Raw genomic sequence first — 22,834 nt, forward strand, 5'->3', positions numbered from 1 at the left:
ACCAAGCGCCCGGCGGCGGACCTGGTGAAGGGCTGATGCACGGCGGACGTTGACGCGGGCCGGTCCGGGCCCGCCGCAGCGTCCGCGGGCCCGGACCGCGGCGCCCGGCCCCGGTGCCCGCTCGCCATCGCGGGCTGCCGGAACTAATGCGCGGATGCGCGGCGCCGGCTCGGCCAAGGGCGCCCAAATCTCTTCAGCATCTCGGTATTCCCCCGGATTGTCCGGGGTGGACAGTGGAGTAACCCAAGACATGAACCAGGCAGACCTGAGGCCGGCGGCCGACCCGCTGCTGTTGCTGCTGGAGCTGGCGCGCCGGGCCCGCGCCGCGCAAAGTGCCGAGGAGCTGGCCTTCCTGCTTGTCAACGACAGCATCGCGCTGCAGCCCTACCGCCAGGGCGCGCTGTGGCTGGCCGACGAGGGCGTGAAATGCCTCTCCGGCGTGGTGCAGCCCGAGGCCAACGCGCCTTACGTGCAGTGGCTGGAGCGGGTGTGCCGCGGCCTGCCGCGCGACGCGGCCACCACTGTGGATGCCAACTCGCTCCCCGGGGACGAAGCCGTGGAATGGGCCGACTGGCTGCCTGCCTACGGCTTGTGGCTGCCCTTTGCCGGCCCCGCGGCGGATCCGGGCCAAGGCGCAGCCGGTGCCGGCGGCGGCCTGCTGCTGGCCGCGGACCTGCCCTGGACGCGCGAAGGCCGGGCCGTGCTGGAGGAGTGGGTGGACACCTGGCGCCACGCCTGGCTGGCGCTGCACAGCCCGTCGCCGTGGAAGCTGGGCGTGATGCGCCGGCGCACGGCCGCGGCGCTGGCCCGGCGGCCGCAGCTGCCCTGGTGGCGCCAGCGCCGCACGGTGCTGGCCGCGGCGGTGTTGGCTGTCCTGGCCTGCCCGGTGCGGGTGTCGGTGCTGGCGCCGGGCGAGCTGGTGCCGGCGCACCCGGCGGTGGTGCGCGCGCCCATAGACGGCGTGGTCGGCCAGTTCCACGTACAGCCCAACGAGCAGGTCAAGGCCGGCCAGCCGCTGTTCGGCTTTGACGAGGCGGCGCTGCAGGCCCGCGCCGAGGTGGCCGCGCAATCGCTGGCCACGGCCGAGGCCGAGTACCGCCAGTACGCACAGCAGGCGGTGTCGGACAGCAAGTCCAAGGCGCAACTGGCGCTGCTGCAGGGCAAGATCGAGGAAAAGCGCGCCGAGGCCGAGTACCTGGCCAGCCAATTGCAGCGCTCGCGCGTGCCGGCGCCGCAGGACGGCATCGCGCTGTTCGACGATCCCTCCGAGTGGATAGGCAAGCCGGTGCAGACGGGCGAGCGCATCCTGCGCATCGCCGCGCCCGGCGACATGGAGGTGGAGGCCTGGGTGCCCCTGGGCGACGCCATCCCGCTGCCCGCCGACGCGCCGGTGAGCCTGTACCTGGCGGCCAGCCCGCTGTCCTCGCTGTCGGCCAAGGTGCGCTACGTCTCGCACGAGGCCGTGGCCAGGCCTGACGGCAGCTTCGCCTACCGGCTGCGTGCGACGCTGGAGGGCACGAGCGGCCAGCGCGTGGGCCTCAAGGGCACGGCCAAGATCAGCGGCCAGTGGGCGCCGCTGGCCTACTGGATGCTGCGCCGTCCGCTGGCCACCATCCGGCAGGCCGTGGGGATGTGATGCTGCCTGCGCTGCGCGAAGAGCTGAACCTGCTGCCCGGGCCCACGCTGGCCGATGGCCAGCCCAGCCACACGCTGCACGACCCGGTGCGCAACCTGTTCTTCCAGCTCGACTGGGCCACCTTCCAGGTGCTCAGCCGCTGGCACCTGGGGGATGCGGGCGCCATCGTGGCCGCCGTGCGCGGCGAGACGACGCTGGCGCTGGAGCCGCCGGACCTGGAGGCGGTGTACCGCTTCCTGCACGACAACCAGTTGCTGCAGGTGAAGCCGGGCTCGGCGCCGGAGCTGGCCCGCCGGCTGCAGGCGCGCCAGGGCTCGCTGGGGCACAAGCTGCTGCACGGCTACCTGTTCTTCCGCATCCCGCTGGTGCGGCCGGACCGCTGGCTCTCGCGGCTGGCGCCGCACCTGGGCTTCTTCTGCTCGGCGCGCTTCCTGTGGCTGACGCTGGCGGCGCTGGCGCTGGGCCTGATGGAGGTGTACCGGGAGGGCGAGCGCTTCGCCTCGACGCTGGTGGACAAGCTCGGCTGGCAGGGCATGGTTGCCTATGGCGTGACGCTGACGGTGGTGAAGGTGCTGCACGAGCTTGGGCATGCCGTCACGGCCAAGCGGCTGGGATGCCGCGTGCCCACCATGGGCGTGGCCTTCCTGGTGATGTGGCCCGTGGCCTACACCGACACCAACGAGGTCTGGCGGCTCACGCGGCGCAGCCAGCGGCTGCAGGTGGCCGGGGCGGGCGTGCTCACGGAGCTGGCCATTGCCGTGTGGGCGACGCTGGCCTGGGGCCTGCTGCCTGAGGGCACGGCGCGGGACATGGCCTTCCTGCTGGCCACCACCACCTGGGTGAGCACGCTGGCCATCAACGCCAGCCCCTTCATGCGCTTTGACGGCTACTTCCTGCTGGCCGACTGGCTGGAGATGCCCAACCTGCACCAGCGCGCCTTCGCGCTGGCGCGCTGGGACCTGCGCGAGCGGCTGTTCAAGCTGGGCGAGCCCCTTCCCGAGCACTTCACGCGGCGGCGCCACGTTGGGCTGATCGCCTTCGCCTACGCGACCTGGATCTACCGCCTGACGGTGTTCCTGGGCATCGCGGCGCTGGTCTATGCCTTCTTCATCAAGGCGGTGGGCATCCTGCTGTTCATCGTCGAAATCGGCTGGTTCGTTCTCATGCCCTTCTTCAGCGAATTCAAGGCCTGGCGCGAGCGCTGGCCGCAACTGCGCCGCAGCCGCCGCGCCTGGTTCTCGATGGGCCTGGCCGGGGTGCTGCTGGGCTTGCTGGCCGTGCCGCTGCCCACGCGCATCTCGGCCGCGGCGCTGCTGCGGCCGCTGGAGCAGACGATTCTTTATGCGCCCGCGCATGCCCAGGTGGCCGAGCTGCCGGTGGCCGAGGGCACGCGCGTGGCCGCCGGCACGGTGCTGATGCGGCTGGACTCCGAAGACTTGGACGGCCGGCGCAAGGCCACGCTGGCCAAGCTGGAGAAGCTGCGCTGGCAGGTGACGGCCGGCACCTTCGACGCCGAGCAGCGCGTGCAGTGGCAGGTGCTGCAGGAGCAACTGGCCACGGCCGAGGCCGAGTGGCAATCCATAGAGGCCGACGCCGCGCGCTATGCGCCGGTGGCGCCGTTCGACGGCGTGCTGCGCGACCTGGACCCGGAGCTGCGCCCGGGCGACTGGCTGATGCAGCGCGAGCCGCTGGCGCGGCTGGTGTCGGACAAGGGGCAGACCGTGGTGGCCTACCTGGACGGCGAGGACGTGGCGCGCATTGCCCCCGGCCACCAGGCGCGCTTTTACGCGGACGGGCTGGAAGGGCCCTTCGTCCCGCTGCAGGTGGAGCGCGTGGAGGCTGATGCCGCGCGCACCCTGCCGGAGCCGGAGCTGGCCGCCACCTTGGGCGGTTCGGTGCTGGTGCGCGAAAAGCATGGCCAGCTCTATCCCGAGCACGGCATCTACCGCGTGACCTTCAAGCTCGCCGGCGAGGCGGGCGCGCTGGCCGCGCAGTCCTGGCGCGGCAAGGTCGTGATCCACGGCGACTGGGCCTCGCCCGGCTGGCGCTACCTGCGCTCGGCCGTGGCGGTGTTCTGGCGCGAGGCGGGGTTCTGACGCCTGCATTGCAGATGTAATTTGCCGCGCCGCCCGCGTCATCGCCCCTGGCGGGCCGCCCTTCAAGCTCCAGTCTCCGAGCCTTGAAAGGAGAAGCCCCATGCAATCACGCCCTGATGCACGCGAGCTGCTGTTTCAGCCCGGCGCAGCCCTGTGCCCTGCCTGGACCCCCGCGGAAGCCGCGCAGGCGCTGCCGTCACTGGTGGCCCAGGCCTACGACCAGGCCGACCTAGCGCTGCGCGCCCAACTCCTGTCCTGCCTGCTGCAGCCCTGCGGGCCGCTGGCGCTGGCGGGTGTGGCCTCCGGCGCGTTCGGCGGCTTCCTGCAACGCGGGCCGGGGGTCTCGCTGAACGTGTCGCTGGACGACGCGCAGCCCTTCAGCGCCGAGCAGGTGCAGGAGCTGGCGAGCTTTGCCTTCCAGATCGACCCCGGCGTGCTGCTGCAGCTCGACCAGCTGCTCACCGACCATCCCCAGGCCACGCCGCCGCTGGAGCCGGATGCCGCTTCCCTGGACCAAGCGCTCCCTGCTCACGACGCGGCGTTGCGCATCCAGTAATTCCCACTCAGGGAGGATTTCACGATGGACAGCACAAGTGGCATGAGTGCAAGCGGCAAGCGAGCCGTGGCCGCGGCCCTGGCCTGCGCCGCGCTGGCGGCGCTGGCCAACATGCCCGCGGATCTGGAGCGGGCTGAAAGCGACCTGCGTGCCGGCCGCGTGGAGCAGGCGCAGGAGGTGGTGGGGGAGCAGTTGCACCTGCACCCGGCCGACGCCCGCGTGCACTTCGTCGCGGCCGAGTTGCGGGCGCGGCAGGGCGAGCGCGACCCGGCCCGCGAGGAGCTGGCCGCCGCCGAGCGCCTGGCGCCCGGGCTGCCCTTTGCCGACGCGCAGGCCGTGCAGGCCCTGCACCAGGCCCTCGACTCCACGGCGCTGGCTTCGCCCTTCTCGGTGGCGCTGCCCTCGCCGGACCATGCCGGCCAGCCCTGGAAGCTGTGGGTGGCGCTGGCCAGCGGCACGGCGCTGGCCTGGCTGCTCATGCGCCTGGTGCAGCCTGCGCCGCCGCCGGTGCGCGGGCGCAGGCCCGACCTCGCCGATCTGGCCGAGGCGCGCACGCAACTGCGCTCGGAGCAGGGGCAGCGCAAGGACTCCAAGGCCGAAGAGCGGGCCTGGCAGGACACCGTGCCCGGGTGGGACTGAAGTCCCGCCCGCGCCGCCCCCGCGCTTCAGTACAGCGTTTCCACCGGCGCGGCGAAGAGGTAGCCCGCGCCGCGCTCGGTCAGGATGAGCGCCGGCTGCGAGGGGTTGGCCTCCAGCTTGCGGCGCAGCCGCAGGATCTGGACGTCTATGGTGCGGTCGTAGACCTCCGCGCCGTGCAGGCGCGAGAGGTCGAGCAACTGGTCGCGGCTGAGCACGCGCTGCGGCGCGGCGCACAGCGCGGCCAGCAGGTTGAACTCCTGGTTGCTGAGCTCGATGCGGCGCCCGTCCGGCGCGCTCAGGCGCCGCGTGCGCAAGTTCAACTCCCACCCGGCGAAGCGAAAGGCGCGGCGCTGCTCATCGCGCACCGCCGCCACCTGCGCCGGCAGCCGGTAGCGGCGCAGCACGGCGCGTATGCGCGCCAGCAGCTCGCGCGGGCTGAAGGGTTTCGTGACGTAATCGTCCGCGCCCAACTCCAGCCCCATGACGCGGTCGGCCTCCTCGGCCTTGCCGGTGAGCAGGACGATGGGCACCGGCGCGCGCTCGCGCAGGCGCCGCGCCAGCATCAGCCCGTCCTCGCCGGGCAGGCGCAGGTCCAGCACCACCAGGTCGATGGCCTCGCGGTCGAAGGCCTCGAACAGCGCGCGGCCGTCGGCCACGGCCGTCACGCGGCACTCGTTGTCGCCCAAATAGCCCGCGAGCAGCTCGCGCAGGGCGGGGTCGTCGTCGACGACCAGAATGTGGGGCGGATTCACCGGGCCCGTGGGGACAGGCTCTTGCACCGTTTGCACCGCAGTCCTCCGGCAGGAAAGGCTGGCATGGCCATGGATGTGTTTTTGATCGTGCGCGACCGCCGACGCTGCGGCATGGACGGGCCATGACGGCACCGAGCGGTCACAAAACGGGACTTTACGCCCGCCGCGCGGCCGTGCCGCCGCCGCGCTGGCGCGACGTGGCGCGCCAGCGCGGCATGCTGCTGGCGCTGGCGATATCGCTGCTGATCGCGGCCTGGGTGGCCTTCAGCCTGCTGACGCTGCGCCAGCAAAGCCTGGAGAGCGAACTGCGCATGCTGGACGCGCTGTCCTCGGCGCTGGCCGCGCAGGCCGACGGCACGCTGGCCGTGGCCGACACCACGCTGCGCGCCACGGTGGACGAGCTCGCCGGCGGCGCCATCGTCCCCGGCAGCCCGCACGCGCAGGAGACGCTGCGCACGCGCGCCTCGGCGCTGCCGTTCCGCAAGCTGCTGGTGCTGGACGCGCAGGGGCTGGAGGTGGCCGCCTCCAACCGCCCCGTGCTGGCCGTGGCCAGCCACGCCGCGGCCACCTACTTCCGCCACGCGCGCAAGGCCGGCGGCGCGGGGCTGTACGTTGGGCTGCCGCAGTACGTCCCGGGGCTGGACGACCCGGTCATCCCGCTGTCGCGGCCCTGGCTGTCGGAGGACGGGCATTTCGTCGGCCTGGTGGTGCTGCTGGCCGACCCGGAGTTTCTCGATGCCGGCTTCGCCCGCGGCGCGCCCACGCGCGACACGGGGCTGGGCATCTACCGGCGCGACGGCGGCGTGCTCTCCGACGGGCCGGGCGAGAACAGCGCCAAGCTGCTGCCGCCGGCGCTGTCGCGGGCGCTGTGGGAGCAGCCGGATCCGGAGGCCGCGCGCATCGTGGAGGAGGGCGAGCGGCGGCGGCTGGTGGCGCCGCGGCTGCTGCAGCGCGCCCCGCTGCTGCTGGTGGTCACGCGCGACGCCTCGGCCGTGCTGGCGGGCTGGCGCGAGCACGCGCGGCTGGTGGCGGCCTTCGTGGCCTCGGCGCTGCTGGTGACGCTGGGCCTGAGCCTGCGCAACGCGCGCGAGCAGCAGTGGCGCCGCGCCAACGAGGCGGTGCTGGCCGCGGAGCGCGAGCGTGCCCTCTACGCCTTCCAGGCCGCGCGCGAAGGCGCCTGGGAGTGGGACCTGGCCACGGGCGAGACCTACATGTCGCCGCGCATGAAGGAGCTCATGGGGCTGGCGCCGGACGAGCCCGCGCCGCGGGGCGAAGCGCTCGCCGCCCTGCACGGCATACACCCCGACGACGTGGCGCCGCTGCGCCAGGCCATGCAGGCGCACCTGGACGGGCGCTCGGCCGAGTTCAGCTTCACGCTGCGCGTGGACGCCGGCGCAGGCGCCTGGCGCCACGTGCGCTGGCGTGGCCGGTCGCTGCGCGATGGGGACGGGGCACTGAGCCTGTTCGTCGGCACGGCCTACGACGTGAGCGCCGAGGTGGCCGCCGACCAGCAGGCACGCCGCCTGGACGACCAGCTGCAGCGCGCGCGCCGCCTGGAGGCGCTGGGCACGCTGGCCGGCGGCGTGGCGCACGACTTCAACAACATCCTGGCCGCGGTGCTGGGCTGGAGCGAGCGCGCGCGCGAGGCGGTGGCCGAGGGCTCGCCCATCGCGCGCCACCTGGACCACGTGCTGCAGGCCGGGCGGCGCGGCAAGTCGCTGGTGGAGCGGGTGCTGTCCTTCACCCGCAGCGGCGCGCGGGTGCGCCAGCCCTTCCGCGTGCAGCCGGTCATCGAGGAGGTGCTGGACCTGTTGGGCGCCTCCGTGCCGGCGCAGGTACAGGTGCGGCGCGAGCTGGGCGCGCCGGACGCCGTGGCGCTGGGCGACTCCACGGCGCTGTTCGAGGCGACCATGAACCTCTGCAACAACGCGCTGCAGGCCATGCCCGGCGGCGGGGAGCTGTGCATCACGCTGGCGCAGAAAACGGTGAGCGAGCCGCGCGCGCTGTGGCAGGGGCTGCTGGCGCCGGGCCCGTGGCTGCGCCTGTCGGTGGCGGACACGGGCACCGGCATCGCGGCCGAAGCGCTGCCTCACCTGTTCGAGCCCTTCTTCACCACCAAGGGCCCGCAGCGCGGCACGGGGCTTGGGCTGGCGGTGGTGCATGGCGTGGTCAGCGACATGGGCGGCGCTATCGACGTGCACACGCGCCCTGGGCAGGGCGCGTGCTTCGAGCTGTACCTGCCGCTGGCACCGCAGGCCGTGGCGATGGAGGCCGGCGACGACAGCCACGTGCCGCGCGGCCAGGGACAGGTGGTGCTGGTGGTGGACGACGAGCCGGCGCTGGTGGAGCTGCTGGAGGAGCAGTTGGCCGAGCTGGGCTATGAGCCGCGCGGCTTCAGCGATGCGCAGGAAGCGCTGCGCGTGTTCACGGCCCGGCCGGGCGAGTTCGACCTGCTGGTGAGCGACCAGGCCATGCCGCGGCTCACCGGCGTGGAGCTGGCGCAGCGGCTGCTGCAGTTGCGCCCGGAACTGCCGGTGCTCATCGCCACGGGCTTCGGCGGGCCGGACTTCGAGGCCCGCGCCGAAGCCGCCGGTGCGCTGCAGGTCGTGCACAAGCCGCTGGAGCGCGCGGAGCTGGCGCGCGCGGTGGACCGCGCCTTGCGCCGGCCGCCGCCGCTGGGGATGAACCAGCGGCAGAAGGTGGGCTGAGCGCCTTGCCGGTGGCCTTGGGCGGTTGCATCGGACGTTGCACTTGAAACTTGTTTTGCGCCGGATGCAGCCGCCATGCAATCCGGGGCGCCGATCCTGTGCTCACCGCATCACAGGAGCACGTTCATGGAACGGACGACAGGGATAGCAAGGACGGCACGGTCCGCACGGACGGCACGGACGAGATGGGCGAAGTGGATCGCCGCGGCTTCCTTCGTGGCGCTGTCCGGTGGCGTGGCCGGCCTCACCGCGGCACAGGCCGCCGGCGAGCTGCCGGCCGCACAGCGCGTGGGCGGGGTGGAGGTGCTCACCGGCGGCGTGGGCCACGACGAGGCGCGCGCCATGGAGCTGGAGGCGCGGCGCTGGCCGCTGGCGCTGGAGTTTGCGGTGAAGGACGGCCCCCATGCGGAGTTCGCCGCCAACGTTGCCGTGCACGTCCGCGATGCGCGCAACCGCAGCGTGCTGGAGTCCACCGCCAGCGGCCCCTTCCTGCTGGCGCGGCTGGCGCCGGGTGACTACAAGGTGGACGCCACCTTGCGCGGCCACACCTTGCAGCGCGAGGTGCACGTGTCGGCCGGACAGACGGCCCACGTGCTGCTGCTGTGGCCGCAGGGCGTGGACATCGCGGCGCCTTGATGGCCGGCACGGAGCGCGCACGTGGCGCTGACCGGCACCGGGGATTGGCTTTCCACGCGCGTGGTCTGCGGCCCGCGGTGAAGGCCGGGGCCCGCTCAGGCCGCCGTGCCGCGCGTGAGCACGCGGCGCGCGTTGTCGTGGAAGAAGCGCTGCAGCACGGCGTCCTTGAAGCCCAGTTGCTGCGCGTCCTCGATGCTCTGGCGTATGGGCCGGAAGGGGTAGGAGGAGCCGAACAGCACCTGGTCGCCCAGGCAAGTGTTGGCGGCCTGGACGATCACCTCGCTGCCGGGCAGGAAGAGGTACATGTCCGGCACCAGGAACACGTTCTCGTGCCGGAAGGCCACGCCCACGAGCTGCTGCACGTTGGGCCAGTAGCCGTGGAAGGCCACGATGCGCAGCCGGGGGAAAGCCGCCGCCACGCGCGCCAGCGGCGCCGGGTCGTTGAAGCGGTGGTCCGGCGTGGTCGGCCCCGACATGAGAAACACCGGCACGCCCAGCGCCGAGAGCTGCTCGTAGACGGGGAAGTACAGCGGGTCGTCCGCATGCCGCGCCGGCTCGCCGAAGCCGGGCTCGATGTCCACGCCCGCCAGCCCAAGCCCATTCACGGCACGGTTGATCTCGTTGGCCGTGGCTGCCGGCCCAAGCAGCGCGGGCTCCACGGCACCTATGCCCACCAGGCGCGCATCGGTGCGCACGATCTCGTGGATGCGGTCGTTGGTCAGGTGCTGCGAGGGCGTGTGCCGCCCGACGACCACGGCCTGCGCCAGGCCCGCGTCGGTGATCTCGGCAATGAAACCCTCGTGCGTGCGCGAACGCGCGTAGTGCTCCGGGTCGCCGCGCGTGCCCACGCGCTGGTTGAGCCAGCGCGCGACGCCGTTGGCCGCATTGCCTGGCGTGGCGCCGAAGAAGTCGTGCAGGTAGGCCGGCCTGCAGCGCATGTCGATGACGGGGACGCTCATGCTGCTCAGGCCGCCTTGCGCTGCACGTCCGCCACGGTGGCCTGGCCGCCCTTGCCGGCGGCGCGCACGTCGAAGGCGCCGCCGGTGAGCACCTTGTCGCGCAGCGTCACGGGCTGCTTGCCCGGCAGCAGCGGGAACACCAGCTCGGCAAAGCGGATGGCTTCTTCCAGGTGCGGATAGCCGGAGAGCACGAAGCTGTCCACGCCCAGGTCGGCATATTCCTTGAGGCGGGCGGCGACGGTTTCGGGGTCGCCGACCAGTGCCGTGCCGGCGCCGCCGCGCACCAGGCCCACGCCGGCCCACAGGTTGGGGCTGATCTCCAGCTTGTCGCGGCGCCCGCCGTGCAGCGCGGTGATGCGCTGCTGGCCCACGGAATCCATCTTCGCGAAGTTGGCCTGCGCGGCCTGGATGTCTTCGTCCGTGAGGCGGCTGATGAGGCTGTCGGCCGCGGCCCAGGCCTCGGCGTTGGTCTCGCGGACGATGACGTGCAGCCGCACGCCGAAACGCACCGTTCGGCCCTGCCTGGTGGCACGCGCACGCACGTCGGCAATCTTTTCGGCCACGGCCGCGGGCGGTTCGCCCCAGGTCAGGTAGGCATCGACGTGCTTGGCCGCCAGCTCGTGCGCCGCGGGCGAGGAGCCGCCGAAGTACAGCGGCGGGTACGGCGCGCTTTCCGGCTCGAAGAAGTTCCTGGCGCCCTGAATGTTGAAATGCTTGCCCTCGAAATCCACGGTCTCGCCCTGCAGCAGCCGCTTCCAGACGGTGAGGAACTCGTCGGCCACCTCGTAGCGTTCGTCGTGCCTGAGGTGCACGCCCTCGGCGGCCAGCTCGGCCGCGTCGCCGCCGGGCACCACGTTGAGCAGCAGCCGGCCGTGCAGCGCCTGGTCCAGCGAGGCTGCCTGGCGTGCCGAGGCCGTGGGCCCGCTGATGGAGGTGCGCAGCGCCACCAGCAGCTTGATGCGCTGCGTCACCGGCACCAGGCTGGAGGCGACCACCCACGGGTCCAGGCAGGACGCGCCCGTGGGGATGAGCAGCCCGTCGTAGCCCAGGTGCTCCGCCGTCACGGCGATCTGGCGCATGTACTCGCTGCTGGCGGGGCGGCCGAAGTCGGACTTGCCCAGGTAGCGTGTGTCGCCGGAGGTGGGCAGGAACCAGAAGATGTCGAGGCTCATGGAGATGGCGTTTTGTGGGTGTGTGGAGGAGTCAGGAATAAGAGGTCGGCGCCGGGTGCTCGCCCAACAGCGCGTGGCGGCCCAAGTCGCGCAGCTTGTAGTCCAGCGGGTCGTGCAGGGTGTGCACGCGGGCGTTGCGCCAGAAACGATCCAGCCCAAGCCGCGCGGTGGTGGAGCCCGCACCGGTGAGCTCGAAAATCTGGGAGCTGACCTCGATGGCCGCGTGGTGCGCCACGGCCTTGGCCTGGGCCACGGCGATGGCCACGTCGCCCCGCTCGGCCGCGGTGAGCGCGTCGCCGCGGGCCAGGGCCTGGTCGAGGCCTTGCGCCGCGATGTCGGCCAGCACTTCGGCCGGCCGCACCCGCACAGACAGCTCGCCATAGCGCTGCTGCACGTAGGGGTCGTCCACGGCGCGGAACACGCCGGAGGCGAAGAAGGGCCGTGACGACTCCCGCGTGTAGCGCAGCCCCTGCGCCAGCGCGCCCTGGGCGATGCCGGCGTAGAGGTTCACGAGGATGAGCTGCGCGATCTGGGCGCGCAGCGTGGCGCGCGGCGACAGCACGGTGCCCGGCCGCACCAGCACCTCGTGGTCGCCCACGTGCACGGCGTTGAACTCCACCGTGCCGCTGTCGGTCTGCTTCTGGCCGAAGGCGTCCCAGTCGCTGCGTATGGTCACGCCTGCACTGCGGCTGGGCAGCGCAGCGATCAGCAGGGCCTGCGAGGGCTCGTGCCAGGCCGAGAAGGTGAGCATGTCCGAGCCCACGGAGCCGGAGCAGTAGCTCTTGGGGCCCTGGATGCGCCAGCCGCCGTCGCCTGCTGGAGTCGCCAGCGTGCGCTTGTCATTGGGGTTGAGCGCGTTGCCCCAGAACAGGCGCTTGTCCACCGTGGGCCGCAGGAACTGGGCGTGCTGCTCAGGCATTCCGTACAGCAGCACGGTGGCGACCTGCAGGTGGTGGAAGGCGTAGACGTGGGCCAGCGCGCTGTCCACCTGCGCCAGCCGGCGCAGGCCCTTGAAGAACAGCGCATACGGGTGGCCCAGGCCGCCGTGCTCGCGCGGGATGGTCAGCTTGAGCAGCCCGCTGTCGCGCAGGAGCTTGCGCTCTTCGTGGGCGTGGCCGCCGCGCTGGTCGCGGGCGATGGCGGTTTCGTCCAGCGCGTGGGCCAGCGCTTCGGTTGTGCGGTCAACCTCTGCCGGGTCGGCCAGCAGGGCGGCGCCGGCATTCCTGTTGTCGTTGGACATCTTCCGACTGCTTCATTGTTCGAATGAAGGCAGTCTAGAAGTCGCACTTGGGCGCCAACAACGACGCATTCCGTCCGTGCTTATGCGCGGAATTCCAAAGTGCGGCGGGCTGGTTCAGGCTGGTGCGGCCTGTGGCTCCTGGGCGCGCGCGTGCAGGTACTCCACCATGCGGCGGGCCGCGGGCTGCAGCGTGTCGAAGTCGCGGAAGCACACGATGAAGCGGCGGTGGGCCCAGTCGTCGGCCAGCGGCAGCACGCGTATGCCCAGCATGGCGGCGTAGCGCTGGCCCACTTGCGCGGGGACGACGCTGATGGCCAGCCCCGCGGCCACCACGCGCAGCGCGGCGTCGAAGTTGGAGACGATGGCCCGATACGCGACGGCACCGCCGGATTGCCCCGCGGCGCGTTGGAGCAGGGCGTGCACGGCGGCCGAGGGCGGCAGGCCCACGTGCTCGTGGCCCAGCGTCTGGTCAAAGCGCAGGCGCTCCTCGCGAGCCAGCGGGTGCTGCGGGTGCACGGCCAGTGCGAGCTGGTCGCTGTGGTAGGGGCGGTGCTGCAGGCCCGACACATCCACGTTGTCCCAGCACACGCCCACGCTGGCCGTGCCCTCGCGCAGGCCGCGCACGATGTCGCGCGAGAGCTGCTCCTCGATGTCCACGCGGATGTCGCGATGTTCGGCCTCGCGCATGAAGGCCGCCACGTCGTCCAGCAGCGTCTCGGCGATGGCCGAGGCCGAAGCCGCCAGCCGCACCTGGCCCTTGATGCCGCCGCTGAGCGCGGCCACGTCCTGCTCCATGCGCTCCAGCGTGAACAGCAGCGTGCGCGCATGCTGAAGCAGTGCCTCTCCCGCGGGCGTGGGCAGCACGCCGCGCCGGCCCCGCATGAGCAGCGGCGTGCCCAAGGCCTCTTCCAGCTGCGCGATGCGCTTGCTGATGGCCGAAGGCTCGATGTGCGACTGCTCCGCGGCGCGCTTGATGTTCTGGTGCTCGCACACGGCCACCAGCAGGCGCAGCGACTTGATGTCCAGGTCTTTCACGTCTGTCACCCTCCAACTCGTTTAGAGATTCCAAAATGGAAGTTCTGAGCTTCCAAAATACCATTTGTGGAAGATCATGGAATCTCTCACAGTCTTGTCCAACGCCCGCTGTCCAGGGCGGTGCTGGAGACAAGACGCATGTCCGCTATTCCCTCGAACGTCGTGATCCGCGAAGTCGGCCTGCGCGACGGCCTGCAAAGCATTCAGACCATCGTGCCCACCTCGCGCAAGCTGCAGTGGATTCGCGAGGCCCACGCCGCCGGGCAGACCGAGATCGAGGTCGGCTCCTTCGTCCCGGCCAGGTCGCTGCCGCAGCTCGCGGACACGGCCGAGCTGGTGGCTTATGCCAAGGCGCTGCCGGGCCTGTTCACCTCGGTGCTGGTGCCCAACCTCAAGGGCGCGGAAAAGGCGATCGAAGCCCAGGCCGACCTGCTGCTGGTGCCGCTGTCGGCCAGCCACGCGCACAGCCTGGCCAACCTGCGCAAGACGCCGGACGACGTGGTGGCCGAGGTGGCGCGCATACGCGCCGCCCGCGACGCGGCGGGCAGCAAGACGCTGATCGAAGGCGGCATAGGCACCGCCTTCGGCTGCACGCTGCAAGGCGAGGTCCGGCCCGCGGACGTGCTGCGCTGCATGCAGGCGCTGCTGGACGCCGGCTGCGACCGCGTGAGCATCGCCGACACCGTGGGCTATGCCGACCCGTGCCGCGTGCGCGAGCTGTTCGCCCGAGCGCGCGACATCGCCGGCGAGCGCTTCTGGTGCGGCCATTTCCACGACACGCGCGGCCTGGCCCTGGCCAACGTGTGCGCCGCGCTGGAGGTGGGCGTGAACCGCTTCGACGCCACGCTGGCCGGCATAGGCGGCTGCCCGCATGCGCCGGGCGCCAGCGGCAACGCCGCGACCGAAGACCTGGCCTTCATGCTGGAGAGCATGGGCATGGGCACGGGCCTGGACATCGAAAGGCTGCTGGCGCTGCGCGCGCAAGTGGCCGGCTGGCTGGAGGGCGAGACGCTGCACGGCACGCTGTGGCGCGCCGGCCTGCCCAAGACGTTCGAACCTGCCGCGGCCGCCGCGGCCTGAACCACGCTTTCCGGGAACCCTTGTCATGAGCACCACCAACACCGCCACCACCGGCCTGCCGCTTGAAGGCGTGCGCGTCATCGAGTTCACCCACATGGTGATGGGTCCGACCTGCGGCATGATCCTGGCCGACCTGGGCGCCGAGGTCATCAAGATCGAGCCGCCCGGCGGCGACAAGACGCGCAAGCTGCCCGGCCTGGGCATCGGCTTCTTCCGCAGCTTCAACCGCAACAAGAAGAGCGTCGTCCTCGACATCAACACGCCGCAAGGCCACGCGACGGCGCTGGAGCTGATCGCCCAGTGCGACGTGATGCTGGAGAATTTTCGACCGGGCCTCATGGCCAAGCTGGGGCTGGACTACGCCTCGCTGTCAGCCAGGTACCCCAAGCTCATCTACGTTTCGCACAAGGGCTTCCTGCCCGGCCCCTACGAAAAGCGGCTGGCGCTGGACGAGGTCGTGCAGAACATGGCCGGCCTGACCTACATGACCGGTCCCAAGGGCCGGCCGCTGCGCGCGGGCACTTCGGTCAACGACATCATGGGCGGCATGTTCGGCGCCATCGGCGTGCTGGCCGCGTTGCAGGAGCGCCACCGCACGGGCCGGGGCCAGGAAATCCAAAGCGCGCTGTTCGAGAACTGCGTGCTGCTGGCCTCGCAGCACATGCAGCAGTTCCTCATGACCCACGAGCCGCCGCCGCCCATGCCCTCGCGCGTGTCGGCCTGGAGCGTGTACGACGTCTTCACGCTGGCCGGCGAGGAGCAGCTCTTCATCGGTGCCGTGAGCGACAAGCAGTTCCAGACGCTGTGCCGCGTCCTGGCCCGCCCGGACCTGGCCAACGATCCCGAGCTGGCCACCAACGCGCAGCGCGTGGCGGTGCGCGCGCAACTGCTGGCGCAGTTGGGCGAAACGCTTGCGCACCACCACGTGGCCGACCTGATGCCCGCGCTGGAGGCCGCCGGCCTGCCTTATGCCCCCATCGTGCGGCCGGACCAGCTGGTCAACGACCCGCACCTGATCGAATCCGGCGGCCTGGTGGACATGCCCACCGACGACGGCGACACGACCAAGGCCGTGCTGCTGCCGCTGCTCATGGGCGAGCGCCGCCTGGGCGTGCGCCACGCGCTGCCCAAGGTGGGCGAGCACACCGAAGAAGTCCTGGCCCGCCTGGCGAAAGAGACGGCCGAGTAAGCCGCAACGCCTGCCGACGACGACATCAACAGGAGACAAGCATGCAGATTTCAATTGGGCGCCGCGCCCTGGTGGCCGGTGCGGCCGTCGCATTCGCCCTCGCTGCGCTGCCCGCGCTGGCGCAGAACGACAAGCCGCTGCGGGTGATCCTGCCCGTGGGCACGGGCTCGGGGGTGGACGCCATCATGCGCGCCATGGGCCCGGCCTTCTCCAAGGCGCTGGGCCAGCCGGTGGTGATCGAGAACCTGCCCGGCGCCGGCGGCATCACGGGCACGCAGGCTATCATCAAGGCCGCGCCGGATGGGCTGACCCTTGGCGTGGTGTCCAACAACCACGCGGTCAATCCCAGCATCTACAAGAAGATGCCCTATGACTCGCTGGCCGACATCACGCCCATCACCGTGGGCGGCGCCACGCCTTTCGTGCTGGTGGCCAACGCCCACCGCGTGCCGGCCAAGAGCGTCAAGGACTTCGTTGCCCTCCTCAAGTCCAAGCCTGACGCCTACAGCTACGCGTCGTCGGGCAACGGGACCATCCTGCACCTGGCCGCGGCGATGGTGCTGGACGAGGCCGGCGCCAAGGCGCTGCACGTGCCCTACAAGGGCGTGGGCCCCATGGTCACGGACCTCGTGGGCGGGCAGGTGGACTTCGGCGTGGTTGCCGTGCCCTCGGCCGCGCCCCACATCAAGAGCGGCGCGCTGCGCCCCCTGGGCGTGACCGGCAAGGAGCGCGTCGCCGCGCTGCCTGACGTGCCCACCGTGGCCGAGCAGGGCCTGCCCGGCGTGGACGTGGCCGGCTGGTTCGCCTTGGTGGGGCCGGCCAGGCTGCCGCCGGAGTTGGTCAAGCGCTTCTACAACGCCTTCGTCGCCGCGGCCAACACGCCGGAAGTGAAGCAGGCCATGGAGAAGCAGGTGACCATCCTCAACCCCATGACGCCGGAGGCTTCGGCCCAGTTCTTCCGCACCGAGCAGGAACGTTACGCGCGCATCGTCAAGCGCGCCAACGTCACCATGGAATAAGGAACGGCCATGACTCAGTACCGCTTGGGCGACAAGGCCCCCGGCGTCGCGGCCGGCGCCTTCGTCGCCCCCGACGCCACGCTGGTGGGCGACGTTCGCGTCGGCCCGCAGGCCAGCATCTGGTTCCAGGCCGTGGCGCGCGGCGACAACGAGCCCATCGCCATAGGCGCCTTGTCCAACGTGCAGGAAGGTGCCGTGCTGCATGCCGACCCGGGCTATCCGCTCACCATTGGCGAGCGCGTCACCATAGGCCACCAGGCCATGGTGCACGGCTGCACCATTGGCGAGGGCTCGCTCATTGGCATACAGGCCGTGGTCCTCAACGGCGCCAGGATAGGAAAACACTGCCTGGTGGGCGCGGGCGCCGTGGTGACGGAGCACAAGGAGTTCCCGGACCGCAGCCTCATCCTGGGCGCGCCGGCCAAGGCCGTGCGCCAGCTCAGCGACGAGGACGTGAAGCAGCTCGAAGCCAGCGCGGCGGACTACGCCCGGCGCGCTGCGCTGTTCGCCTCGCAACTGGAGCGCGTGGGCTGAGCGCCCGCGGCCAAGGATTCGCCATGCAAGCCGCGCCCGCTGCATCGCCCGTCGTCTTGCGCGAAGTCGGCCTGCGCGACGGGCTGCAACTGCTTGCCCGGCCGGTGCCGACCGCCTTCAAGTGCGACTGGATACTGCTGGCCTACGCCGCCGGCGTGCGCCATGTGGACGTGGGCACCTACGCCGACGCGCAGCGCCTGCCCGCCATGGCCGACACGGCCGAGGTGGTGGCCTTCGCCACCACGCTGCCGGCGCTGCGCGTGTGCGTGCAGGTGCACGACGCCGAGGGCGCGGCCCGCGCTTTCGACGCCGGCGTGGCCCTGGTGACGCTGCCGGTGGCCGCGAGCGACCGCTACGGCCACGCCAGCGTGGGCCGCGACGCGGCGGGCATGCTGCGGGAGCTTGGGCGCATCCACGCCCTGCGCGCGCAGCGCGGCGTCGCCACCCGCATCGAAGCCGGCATAGGCACAGCCTTCAGTTGCGCGCGCCTTGGGCCCACGGACCCGCAAGCCGTGCTCGCGCTGGTGCGCGAGTGCGTCGCCCTGGGCGTGGACCAGATAGGTTTGGCGGATACCTTCGGCCATGCGGAACCCGTGGCGGTGCTGGACCTGTTCCGGCGCGCACGCGAGGCCACCGGCGGCTGCGTGCTGAGTGCCCATCTGCACGGCGGCGATGACGATCAACTCGCCGCCGTGCAGGCGGCGCTGGACGCGGGCGTCACGCACCTGGACGCCTCGCTGGCCGGCATGGGCGGCAGCCGCCTGGTGCCGGGCACGCAGGGCAACGTTTGCCTGGAAGCCGTGGCCGCGCTGCTGTTGCGCCGTGGCGTACCGGCCGGCCTGGACCTGGCGACGCTGCAGGAGTTGCGCCGCTTTGCCGGCGCCCGCCCGGACGCCTACGCGCTCTTCGGCGCCGTGGGCCGCGCGGCGGAAGAGGCCAGACGCCGCTACCCGCTGGACCTGGCCGCGCGGTGAAGCGGCAGGCTCAACAAACCATGTGCACCTTTGCCCTCTTCATCGGCGAGCACCTGGCGCGCAGCGTGCGCGGCAAGGCCTGCGCGCCACCGGCGGCCCACGCCCGCGCTGACCTCCACTCCCGTTTCAACACAAGCATTCACCGGAAATCATCATGGCCGACCTGTTTGACAATCCCATGGGCCTCATGGGCTTCGAGTTCATCGAGTTCGCCTCGCCCACGCCCGGCCTGCTGGAGCCGCTGTTCGAGAAGCTGGGCTTCACCCTGGTGGCCAAGCACCGCTCCAAGGACGTGCTGCTCTACCGCCAGGGCGGCATCAACTTCATCGTCAACAACGAGCCCAACAGCGTGGCCTCGTACTTCGCCGCCGAGCACGGGCCCTCGGCCTGCGGCATGGCCTTCCGCGTCAAGGACTCGCACCAGGCCTACAACCGCGCGCTGGCGCTGGGCGCGCAGCCCGTTGAAATTCCCACGGGGCCGATGGAGCTGCGGCTGCCGGCCATCAAGGGCATCGGCGGCGCGCCGCTGTACCTGATCGACCGTTTCGAGGATGGCAAGAGCATCTACGACATCGACTTCGAATTCCTGGACGGCGTGGAGCGCCACCCGGCCGGCCACGGCTTCAAGGTCATTGACCACCTCACGCACAACGTGTACCGCGGGCGCATGGCGTACTGGGCTTCGTTCTACGAGAAGCTCTTCAACTTCCGCGAGATCCGCTACTTCGACATCCAGGGCGAGTACACGGGCCTGACCTCCAAGGCCATGACGGCGCCGGACGGGATGATCCGCATCCCGCTCAACGAGGAATCCAAGAAGGGCTCCGGCCAGATCGAGGAGTTCCTGATGGCCTTCAACGGCGAGGGCATACAGCACGTGGCGCTGCTCACCGACGACATCCTGGCCAGCGTGGACGCGCTGCAGATGGCGGGCATCCCGGTGATGACGGCGCCCAACGACATCTACTACGAGATGCTGGAGGAACGCCTGCCCGGCCACGGCCAGCCGGTGGAGGAGCTCAAAGCCCGCGGCATCCTGGTGGACGGCACCACCCGCGACGGCAGCAAGCGGTTGCTGCTGCAGATCTTCTCGCAGTCCCTCATGGGCCCGGTGTTCTTCGAGTTCATCCAGCGCAAGGGCGACGACGGCTTCGGCGAGGGCAATTTCAAGGCGCTGTTCCAGTCCATGGAGCGCGACCAGATCCGCCGCGGCGTGCTCGCCTCGCAGGACTGATCGCGCCAGCGGCCCGCGCCGCTCAGGTGCCGCAGAAGGTCCGGTAGCAGGCCGTCACCGCGGCCGGCGCCGGCTCGGCGTAGCGGGCGTGTTCGGCGCTTTCCGTGAAGGGGTCGCGCAGCGCGGCCAGCATGCGGTTCAAGGGGCCCAGGTCGTCGTGCTCGCTGGCGGCCGTCAGCGCCTCTTCCACCAGGTGGTTGCGCGCGATCACGATGGGGCTCACGCGCCGCATGGCCGCCGCGCGCTGCGCGGCGTCGCCCGCGCCCAGGCGCTCGCGCCAGCGGGCGAGCCACGCGTCCGGCGCCGTGGCCGCGTCGCCGAACAGCGCGCGCAGCGGCGCTTCGTTGCCTGCCGCCACATCGGCCAGGCGGCGCCAGCCCAGCGTGAAATCCACGGCGTGGGTGTGCAGCAGGGTGAGGAAATCGTCGGCCAGGGCCTGGTCGGCCTCGTCCTGCGCCGCCGTGGCTTGCTCGATGCCCAGCTTGGCGCGCTGGCCCTGCAGCAGGGCTTGGGCGTAGAGATTGGGGAAGGCGTCCAGCACCTCGGTGGCCTGCGCCACGGCCTGGGCCATGGCGGCCTCGTCCTCGCCGTTGCCGGCGATGAGCGGCAGCAGCGCCTCGGCCAGCCGCGCCAGGTTCCAGCGCGCGATCAGCGGCTGGTTGCCGTAGGCGTAGCGGCCGCCGTGGTCTATGGAGCTGAACACCGCGTCCGGGTCGTAGGCCTCCATGAAGGCGCAGGGACCGTAGTCGATGGTCTCGCCGGAGAGGGTCATGTTGTCGGTGTTCATCACGCCGTGGATGAAGCCCACGTTCATCCAGCGCGCAATGAGCCTGGCCTGCCGCTCGGCCACGCGGCGCAGCAGGGCCAGGTGGCGGTCCGGCGTGTCCACGAGGTCCGCGTCATGGCGGGCGATGGCGTAGTCGGCGAGCTGGCGCAGCTTGTCCAGGTCGCCGCGCGAGGCGAAGAACTGGAAGGTGCCCACGCGCAGGTGGCTCAGCGCCACGCGGGTGAGCACGGCGCCGGGCAGGGGCCGCTCGCGCTGCACGGGCTCGCCCGTGGCGGCCACGGCCAGGGCACGCGTGGTGGGAATGCCCAGCGCGTGCATGGCCTCGCCGATGAGCACTTCGCGCAGCATGGGGCCCACGGCCGCCTTGCCGTCGCCGCCGCGCGAGAACGGCGTGCGCCCCGAGCCCTTGAAGGCGATGTCGCGGCGGCGGCCCTGGCTGTCCAGCACCTCGCCCAGGAGCAGCGCGCGGCCATCGCCCAACTGCGGCGAGAAGCCGCCGAACTGGTGCCCGGCATAGGCCTGGGCCAGCGGGTCTGCGCCCTCGGGGAGGGCGTTGCCGGCAAAGAGCGCGGCGCCTGGCTCGCCGTCCAGCGCGTCGGCCTCCAGCCCGAGCTCGGCGGCCAGCTCGCGGTTGAGGAACAGCAGCCGCGGCGCCGGCACCGTGGCCGGCTTCCACGGCACGTAGAAGCCGGGCAGGTCGCGGAAGTAGGAGTTGTCGAAGCGGAAATTGAAGGCAGGCATGGGAAGGCTTTTCTTGGGGCGGCTGCGTCTGGACAGAAGCGCCAGTGTGGCCCGCGGTGGACGGTCTGTCAGAGGCAAGGACTAAGCGCCGCGCCCGGCGCCGGCCAGGGCTGCGCGGCATCACGCCATGAGCCCGTGCACCTCTCCCGGGCCTGCCGCCTGCTCCCCGGGCGTTATCCTGGATGACCGCCCACCGTCGGACTACTCTTCTCCCGTGGCAACGCAGTACTCCCTGGACAACGAGCAGGCCTGGCCGTTCGCCAAGGGCGAAATGGCCAACCTGGTGCGCACGCACGATTGGGCCGCGACGCCGCTCGGTCCCCTGGCGCAATGGCCCGCGAGCCTGTGTACCGCCGTGCACATCGTTCTTGCCCACCCCTTTCCCACCATCGTGCTGTGGGGCCGGGAGCTGATACAGGTCTACAACGACCCTTACCGCGAGCTCATGGGCGTCAAGCACCCCGCCGGGCTGGGCCAGCCCACGCGGGAGTGCTGGCCTGAGGTCTGGCACATCAACGGGCCGATTTACGAGCGGGTGTGGAAAGGCGACTCGGTGTCCATGGAGGACGCGCTCTTTCCCATCCAGCGCTCCGGCATGCTGGAAGACGCCTGGTTCACCATCTCCTACAGCCCGGTGTACGACGAGGCGGGCCGTGTGGCCGGCATCTTCCTCACCATCATCGAGACCACGCGCCGCGTGCGCGCCGAGCGCGCGCTGCGCGAGAACGTCGAGCGCCAGCGCCTGGCCGTGGCCGTGGGCGAGCTCGCCACCTGGGACTGGGACTTGCGCACCCAGCGCGTGATCTGGTCCGACGAGCACTACCGCATGGAGGGCTACACCGTCGGCGAGATCCAGCCCAGCTACGAGGCCTGGATGGCGCGCGTGCACCCGGACGACCGTGCCGGCACCGAGGCCGCGCTGCAGCGCTCCATGCAGGGCCGCTGCAGCTACGAGCACGATTTCCGCACCCTCCACCCTGACGGCTCGGTGCACTGGCTCTCGGCACGGGGCCACTTCTTCTACGACGCCTACGGCCAGCCGGTGCGCATGATCGGCGTGATGCGCGACGTCACCGAGCAGCGCCGCGCCCACGAGCTGCTGGAGCAGCGCGTGGCCGAGCGCACCTATGCGCTGCGCCAGTTGCTGCTGCACATGGAGACGCTGCAGGACGACGAGCGCCGCCGCATCGCCCGCGAGCTGCACGACGGGCTGGGCCAGTACCTCTCGTCCATGGCGCTGTCGGTGGGCAGCCTGCGCCACGCCGCCGCGCCGCCCCGCGACGCGCTGGACAGGCTGCACGACCTCATGCAGCAGCTCGACCGCGAGCTGGACCGCATCATCTTCATCCTGCGCCCAACGGCGCTGGAGGACTGCGGCCTGGCCGAGGGCGTGGCCGCCTACGTGCAGACCTGGTCCGAGCTCACCGGCGTGGACGCCGACGTGGAAGCGCGCGGCCTGGACGACGGCCAGCGCCTGCCGCCGCAGGTGGAGGCCGCCGTGTTCCGCGTGGTGCAGGAGGCACTCACCAACGTCGCCAAGTACGCCCACGCCTCGCGCGCCAGCGTCAGCCTGGAGCGCCGCCGCCGCCAGCTCGTGGGCAGCGTGGAGGACGACGGCCGGGGCTTCAGCCTCGAAGAGGCCGCGCAACCCGTGGCCGGCCGGGCCAAGTGGGGGCTGGTGGGCATGCAGGAGCGCATAGAGGCCTTGGGCGGCAGTTTCGCCATCGAGTCCCAGCCCGGGGGCGGCACCACGGTGCTGTGGCGGCTGCCCTTGGGCGAAGGCGAGGGCGGCTGACTGATGTTCCAGCGGGCGTGCAAGGCCCCGGCGCAGAGCGCAACCGCGGTCG

The 22,834-nt window shown here is 71.5% G+C and carries 19 protein-coding genes; 13 read left to right on the plus strand and 6 right to left on the minus strand.

What is annotated here, in order from left to right; all coding sequences use genetic code 11:
• The first annotated feature begins 250 nt into the window (after nucleotides 1-250).
• The 4 genes from SM757_RS19335 to SM757_RS19350 all read left to right on the plus strand — a co-directional run bounded on the left by SM757_RS19335 (nucleotide 251) and on the right by SM757_RS19350 (nucleotide 4,927).
• Complete coding sequence (locus SM757_RS19335) at nucleotides 251-1,636, plus strand: efflux RND transporter periplasmic adaptor subunit (protein WP_322466741.1); 1,386 nt, start codon at nucleotides 251-253, stop codon at nucleotides 1,634-1,636.
• Nucleotides 1,636-3,732: an HlyD family efflux transporter periplasmic adaptor subunit gene (locus SM757_RS19340; RefSeq protein ID WP_322466742.1), complete on the plus strand. Its 2,097-nt coding sequence runs from the start codon at nucleotides 1,636-1,638 to the stop codon at nucleotides 3,730-3,732. The genes SM757_RS19335 and SM757_RS19340 overlap by 1 nt, the downstream gene beginning before the upstream one ends.
• A 100-nt stretch (nucleotides 3,733-3,832) precedes the next feature.
• Entirely contained in the window at nucleotides 3,833-4,288 is a 456-nt protein-coding gene (locus SM757_RS19345; protein ID WP_066342269.1) for a hypothetical protein, read from the plus strand.
• Nucleotides 4,289-4,312: 24 nt separating this feature from the next.
• Nucleotides 4,313-4,927 carry a tetratricopeptide repeat protein gene (locus SM757_RS19350; protein WP_157119289.1) on the plus strand — a complete coding sequence of 205 codons (615 nt, stop codon included), beginning with the start codon at nucleotides 4,313-4,315 and terminating at the stop codon, nucleotides 4,925-4,927.
• Between the two features lie 26 nt (nucleotides 4,928-4,953).
• Here the strand turns inward: SM757_RS19350 and SM757_RS19355 are convergent, their stop codons facing one another.
• Entirely contained in the window at nucleotides 4,954-5,715 is a 762-nt protein-coding gene (locus SM757_RS19355) for a response regulator transcription factor (RefSeq protein ID WP_322466743.1), read from the minus strand.
• 86 nt (nucleotides 5,716-5,801) lie between these two features.
• On the opposite strand from SM757_RS19355, the gene SM757_RS19360 reads away from it, so the two are divergent.
• Both SM757_RS19360 and SM757_RS19365 read left to right on the plus strand, forming a co-directional pair.
• Complete coding sequence (locus SM757_RS19360) at nucleotides 5,802-8,387, plus strand: ATP-binding protein (RefSeq protein ID WP_322466744.1); 2,586 nt, start codon at nucleotides 5,802-5,804, stop codon at nucleotides 8,385-8,387.
• A 216-nt stretch (nucleotides 8,388-8,603) separates the two neighbouring features.
• Nucleotides 8,604-9,023: a peptidase associated/transthyretin-like domain-containing protein gene (locus SM757_RS19365; RefSeq protein ID WP_066342265.1), complete on the plus strand. Its 420-nt coding sequence runs from the start codon at nucleotides 8,604-8,606 to the stop codon at nucleotides 9,021-9,023.
• A gap of 95 nt (nucleotides 9,024-9,118) precedes the next feature.
• Here SM757_RS19365 and SM757_RS19370 read toward each other — a convergent pair whose 3' ends face one another.
• From SM757_RS19370 to SM757_RS19385, 4 genes are all read right to left on the minus strand, one after another.
• Nucleotides 9,119-9,982: an amidohydrolase family protein gene (locus SM757_RS19370; protein ID WP_066342264.1), complete on the minus strand. Its 864-nt coding sequence runs from the start codon at nucleotides 9,980-9,982 to the stop codon at nucleotides 9,119-9,121.
• 5 nt (nucleotides 9,983-9,987) lie between these two features.
• On the minus strand, nucleotides 9,988-11,154 hold the full coding sequence (gene ssuD, locus SM757_RS19375) for an FMNH2-dependent alkanesulfonate monooxygenase (protein WP_322466745.1): 1,167 nt from the start codon (nucleotides 11,152-11,154) through the stop codon (nucleotides 9,988-9,990).
• A gap of 31 nt (nucleotides 11,155-11,185) precedes the next feature.
• Nucleotides 11,186-12,394: an acyl-CoA dehydrogenase family protein gene (locus tag SM757_RS19380; RefSeq protein WP_322466746.1), complete on the minus strand. Its 1,209-nt coding sequence runs from the start codon at nucleotides 12,392-12,394 to the stop codon at nucleotides 11,186-11,188.
• 114 nt (nucleotides 12,395-12,508) lie between these two features.
• Nucleotides 12,509-13,429 (minus strand): LysR family transcriptional regulator, encoded by a 921-nt coding sequence (locus SM757_RS19385; protein WP_322466747.1) that lies wholly within the window; start codon nucleotides 13,427-13,429, stop codon nucleotides 12,509-12,511.
• Between the two features lie 138 nt (nucleotides 13,430-13,567).
• Here SM757_RS19385 and SM757_RS19390 point away from each other — a divergent pair, with 138 nt between their 5' ends.
• The 6 genes from SM757_RS19390 (at nucleotide 13,568) to hppD (ending at nucleotide 19,459) form a co-directional block, all read left to right on the plus strand.
• Nucleotides 13,568-14,509 (plus strand): hydroxymethylglutaryl-CoA lyase, encoded by a 942-nt coding sequence (locus SM757_RS19390; protein WP_322466748.1) that lies wholly within the window; start codon nucleotides 13,568-13,570, stop codon nucleotides 14,507-14,509.
• Nucleotides 14,510-14,534: 25 nt separating this feature from the next.
• A complete protein-coding gene (locus SM757_RS19395; protein ID WP_066342260.1) occupies nucleotides 14,535-15,698 on the plus strand; it encodes a CaiB/BaiF CoA transferase family protein in 1,164 nt (387 codons plus the stop codon).
• Between the two features lie 41 nt (nucleotides 15,699-15,739).
• Nucleotides 15,740-16,717 carry a Bug family tripartite tricarboxylate transporter substrate binding protein gene (locus SM757_RS19400; RefSeq protein ID WP_322466749.1) on the plus strand — a complete coding sequence of 326 codons (978 nt, stop codon included), beginning with the start codon at nucleotides 15,740-15,742 and terminating at the stop codon, nucleotides 16,715-16,717.
• 9 nt (nucleotides 16,718-16,726) lie between these two features.
• Entirely contained in the window at nucleotides 16,727-17,251 is a 525-nt protein-coding gene (locus SM757_RS19405; protein ID WP_066342258.1) for a gamma carbonic anhydrase family protein, read from the plus strand.
• A 23-nt stretch (nucleotides 17,252-17,274) separates the two neighbouring features.
• The gene (locus SM757_RS19410) at nucleotides 17,275-18,225 is read left to right on the plus strand and encodes a beta/alpha barrel domain-containing protein (RefSeq protein WP_322466750.1); all 951 of its coding nucleotides are present in this window, start codon (nucleotides 17,275-17,277) and stop codon (nucleotides 18,223-18,225) included.
• Nucleotides 18,226-18,379: 154 nt separating this feature from the next.
• On the plus strand, nucleotides 18,380-19,459 hold the full coding sequence (gene hppD, locus SM757_RS19415; protein WP_322466751.1) for a 4-hydroxyphenylpyruvate dioxygenase: 1,080 nt from the start codon (nucleotides 18,380-18,382) through the stop codon (nucleotides 19,457-19,459).
• Nucleotides 19,460-19,481: 22 nt separating this feature from the next.
• On the opposite strand, the gene SM757_RS19420 is transcribed toward hppD, so the two are convergent.
• Complete coding sequence (locus tag SM757_RS19420; RefSeq protein ID WP_322466752.1) at nucleotides 19,482-20,987, minus strand: protein adenylyltransferase SelO; 1,506 nt, start codon at nucleotides 20,985-20,987, stop codon at nucleotides 19,482-19,484.
• A gap of 214 nt (nucleotides 20,988-21,201) precedes the next feature.
• On the opposite strand from SM757_RS19420, the gene SM757_RS19425 reads away from it, so the two are divergent.
• Nucleotides 21,202-22,782: a sensor histidine kinase gene (locus SM757_RS19425; RefSeq protein ID WP_322466753.1), complete on the plus strand. Its 1,581-nt coding sequence runs from the start codon at nucleotides 21,202-21,204 to the stop codon at nucleotides 22,780-22,782.
• Nucleotides 22,783-22,834: the final 52 nt, after the last annotated feature.

This window comes from Azohydromonas lata (assembly GCF_034427735.1).
Lineage (GTDB): Bacteria > Pseudomonadota > Gammaproteobacteria > Burkholderiales > Burkholderiaceae_C > Azohydromonas > Azohydromonas lata.

Coding starts and splice junctions, on each gene's coding strand:
- SM757_RS19410 (WP_322466750.1), top strand. CDS start 17,275: ATGCAAGCCGCGCCCGCTGCATCGCCCGTCGTCTTGCGCGAAGTCGGC.
- SM757_RS19420 (WP_322466752.1), bottom strand. CDS start 20,987: ATGCCTGCCTTCAATTTCCGCTTCGACAACTCCTACTTCCGCGACCTG.
- SM757_RS19335 (WP_322466741.1), top strand. CDS start 251: ATGAACCAGGCAGACCTGAGGCCGGCGGCCGACCCGCTGCTGTTGCTG.
- SM757_RS19345 (WP_066342269.1), top strand. CDS start 3,833: ATGCAATCACGCCCTGATGCACGCGAGCTGCTGTTTCAGCCCGGCGCA.
- ssuD (WP_322466745.1), bottom strand. CDS start 11,154: ATGAGCCTCGACATCTTCTGGTTCCTGCCCACCTCCGGCGACACACGC.
- SM757_RS19370 (WP_066342264.1), bottom strand. CDS start 9,982: ATGAGCGTCCCCGTCATCGACATGCGCTGCAGGCCGGCCTACCTGCAC.
- SM757_RS19395 (WP_066342260.1), top strand. CDS start 14,535: ATGAGCACCACCAACACCGCCACCACCGGCCTGCCGCTTGAAGGCGTG.
- SM757_RS19390 (WP_322466748.1), top strand. CDS start 13,568: ATGTCCGCTATTCCCTCGAACGTCGTGATCCGCGAAGTCGGCCTGCGC.
- SM757_RS19380 (WP_322466746.1), bottom strand. CDS start 12,394: ATGTCCAACGACAACAGGAATGCCGGCGCCGCCCTGCTGGCCGACCCG.
- hppD (WP_322466751.1), top strand. CDS start 18,380: ATGGCCGACCTGTTTGACAATCCCATGGGCCTCATGGGCTTCGAGTTC.
- SM757_RS19360 (WP_322466744.1), top strand. CDS start 5,802: ATGACGGCACCGAGCGGTCACAAAACGGGACTTTACGCCCGCCGCGCG.
- SM757_RS19400 (WP_322466749.1), top strand. CDS start 15,740: ATGCAGATTTCAATTGGGCGCCGCGCCCTGGTGGCCGGTGCGGCCGTC.
- SM757_RS19350 (WP_157119289.1), top strand. CDS start 4,313: ATGGACAGCACAAGTGGCATGAGTGCAAGCGGCAAGCGAGCCGTGGCC.
- SM757_RS19340 (WP_322466742.1), top strand. CDS start 1,636: ATGCTGCCTGCGCTGCGCGAAGAGCTGAACCTGCTGCCCGGGCCCACG.
- SM757_RS19405 (WP_066342258.1), top strand. CDS start 16,727: ATGACTCAGTACCGCTTGGGCGACAAGGCCCCCGGCGTCGCGGCCGGC.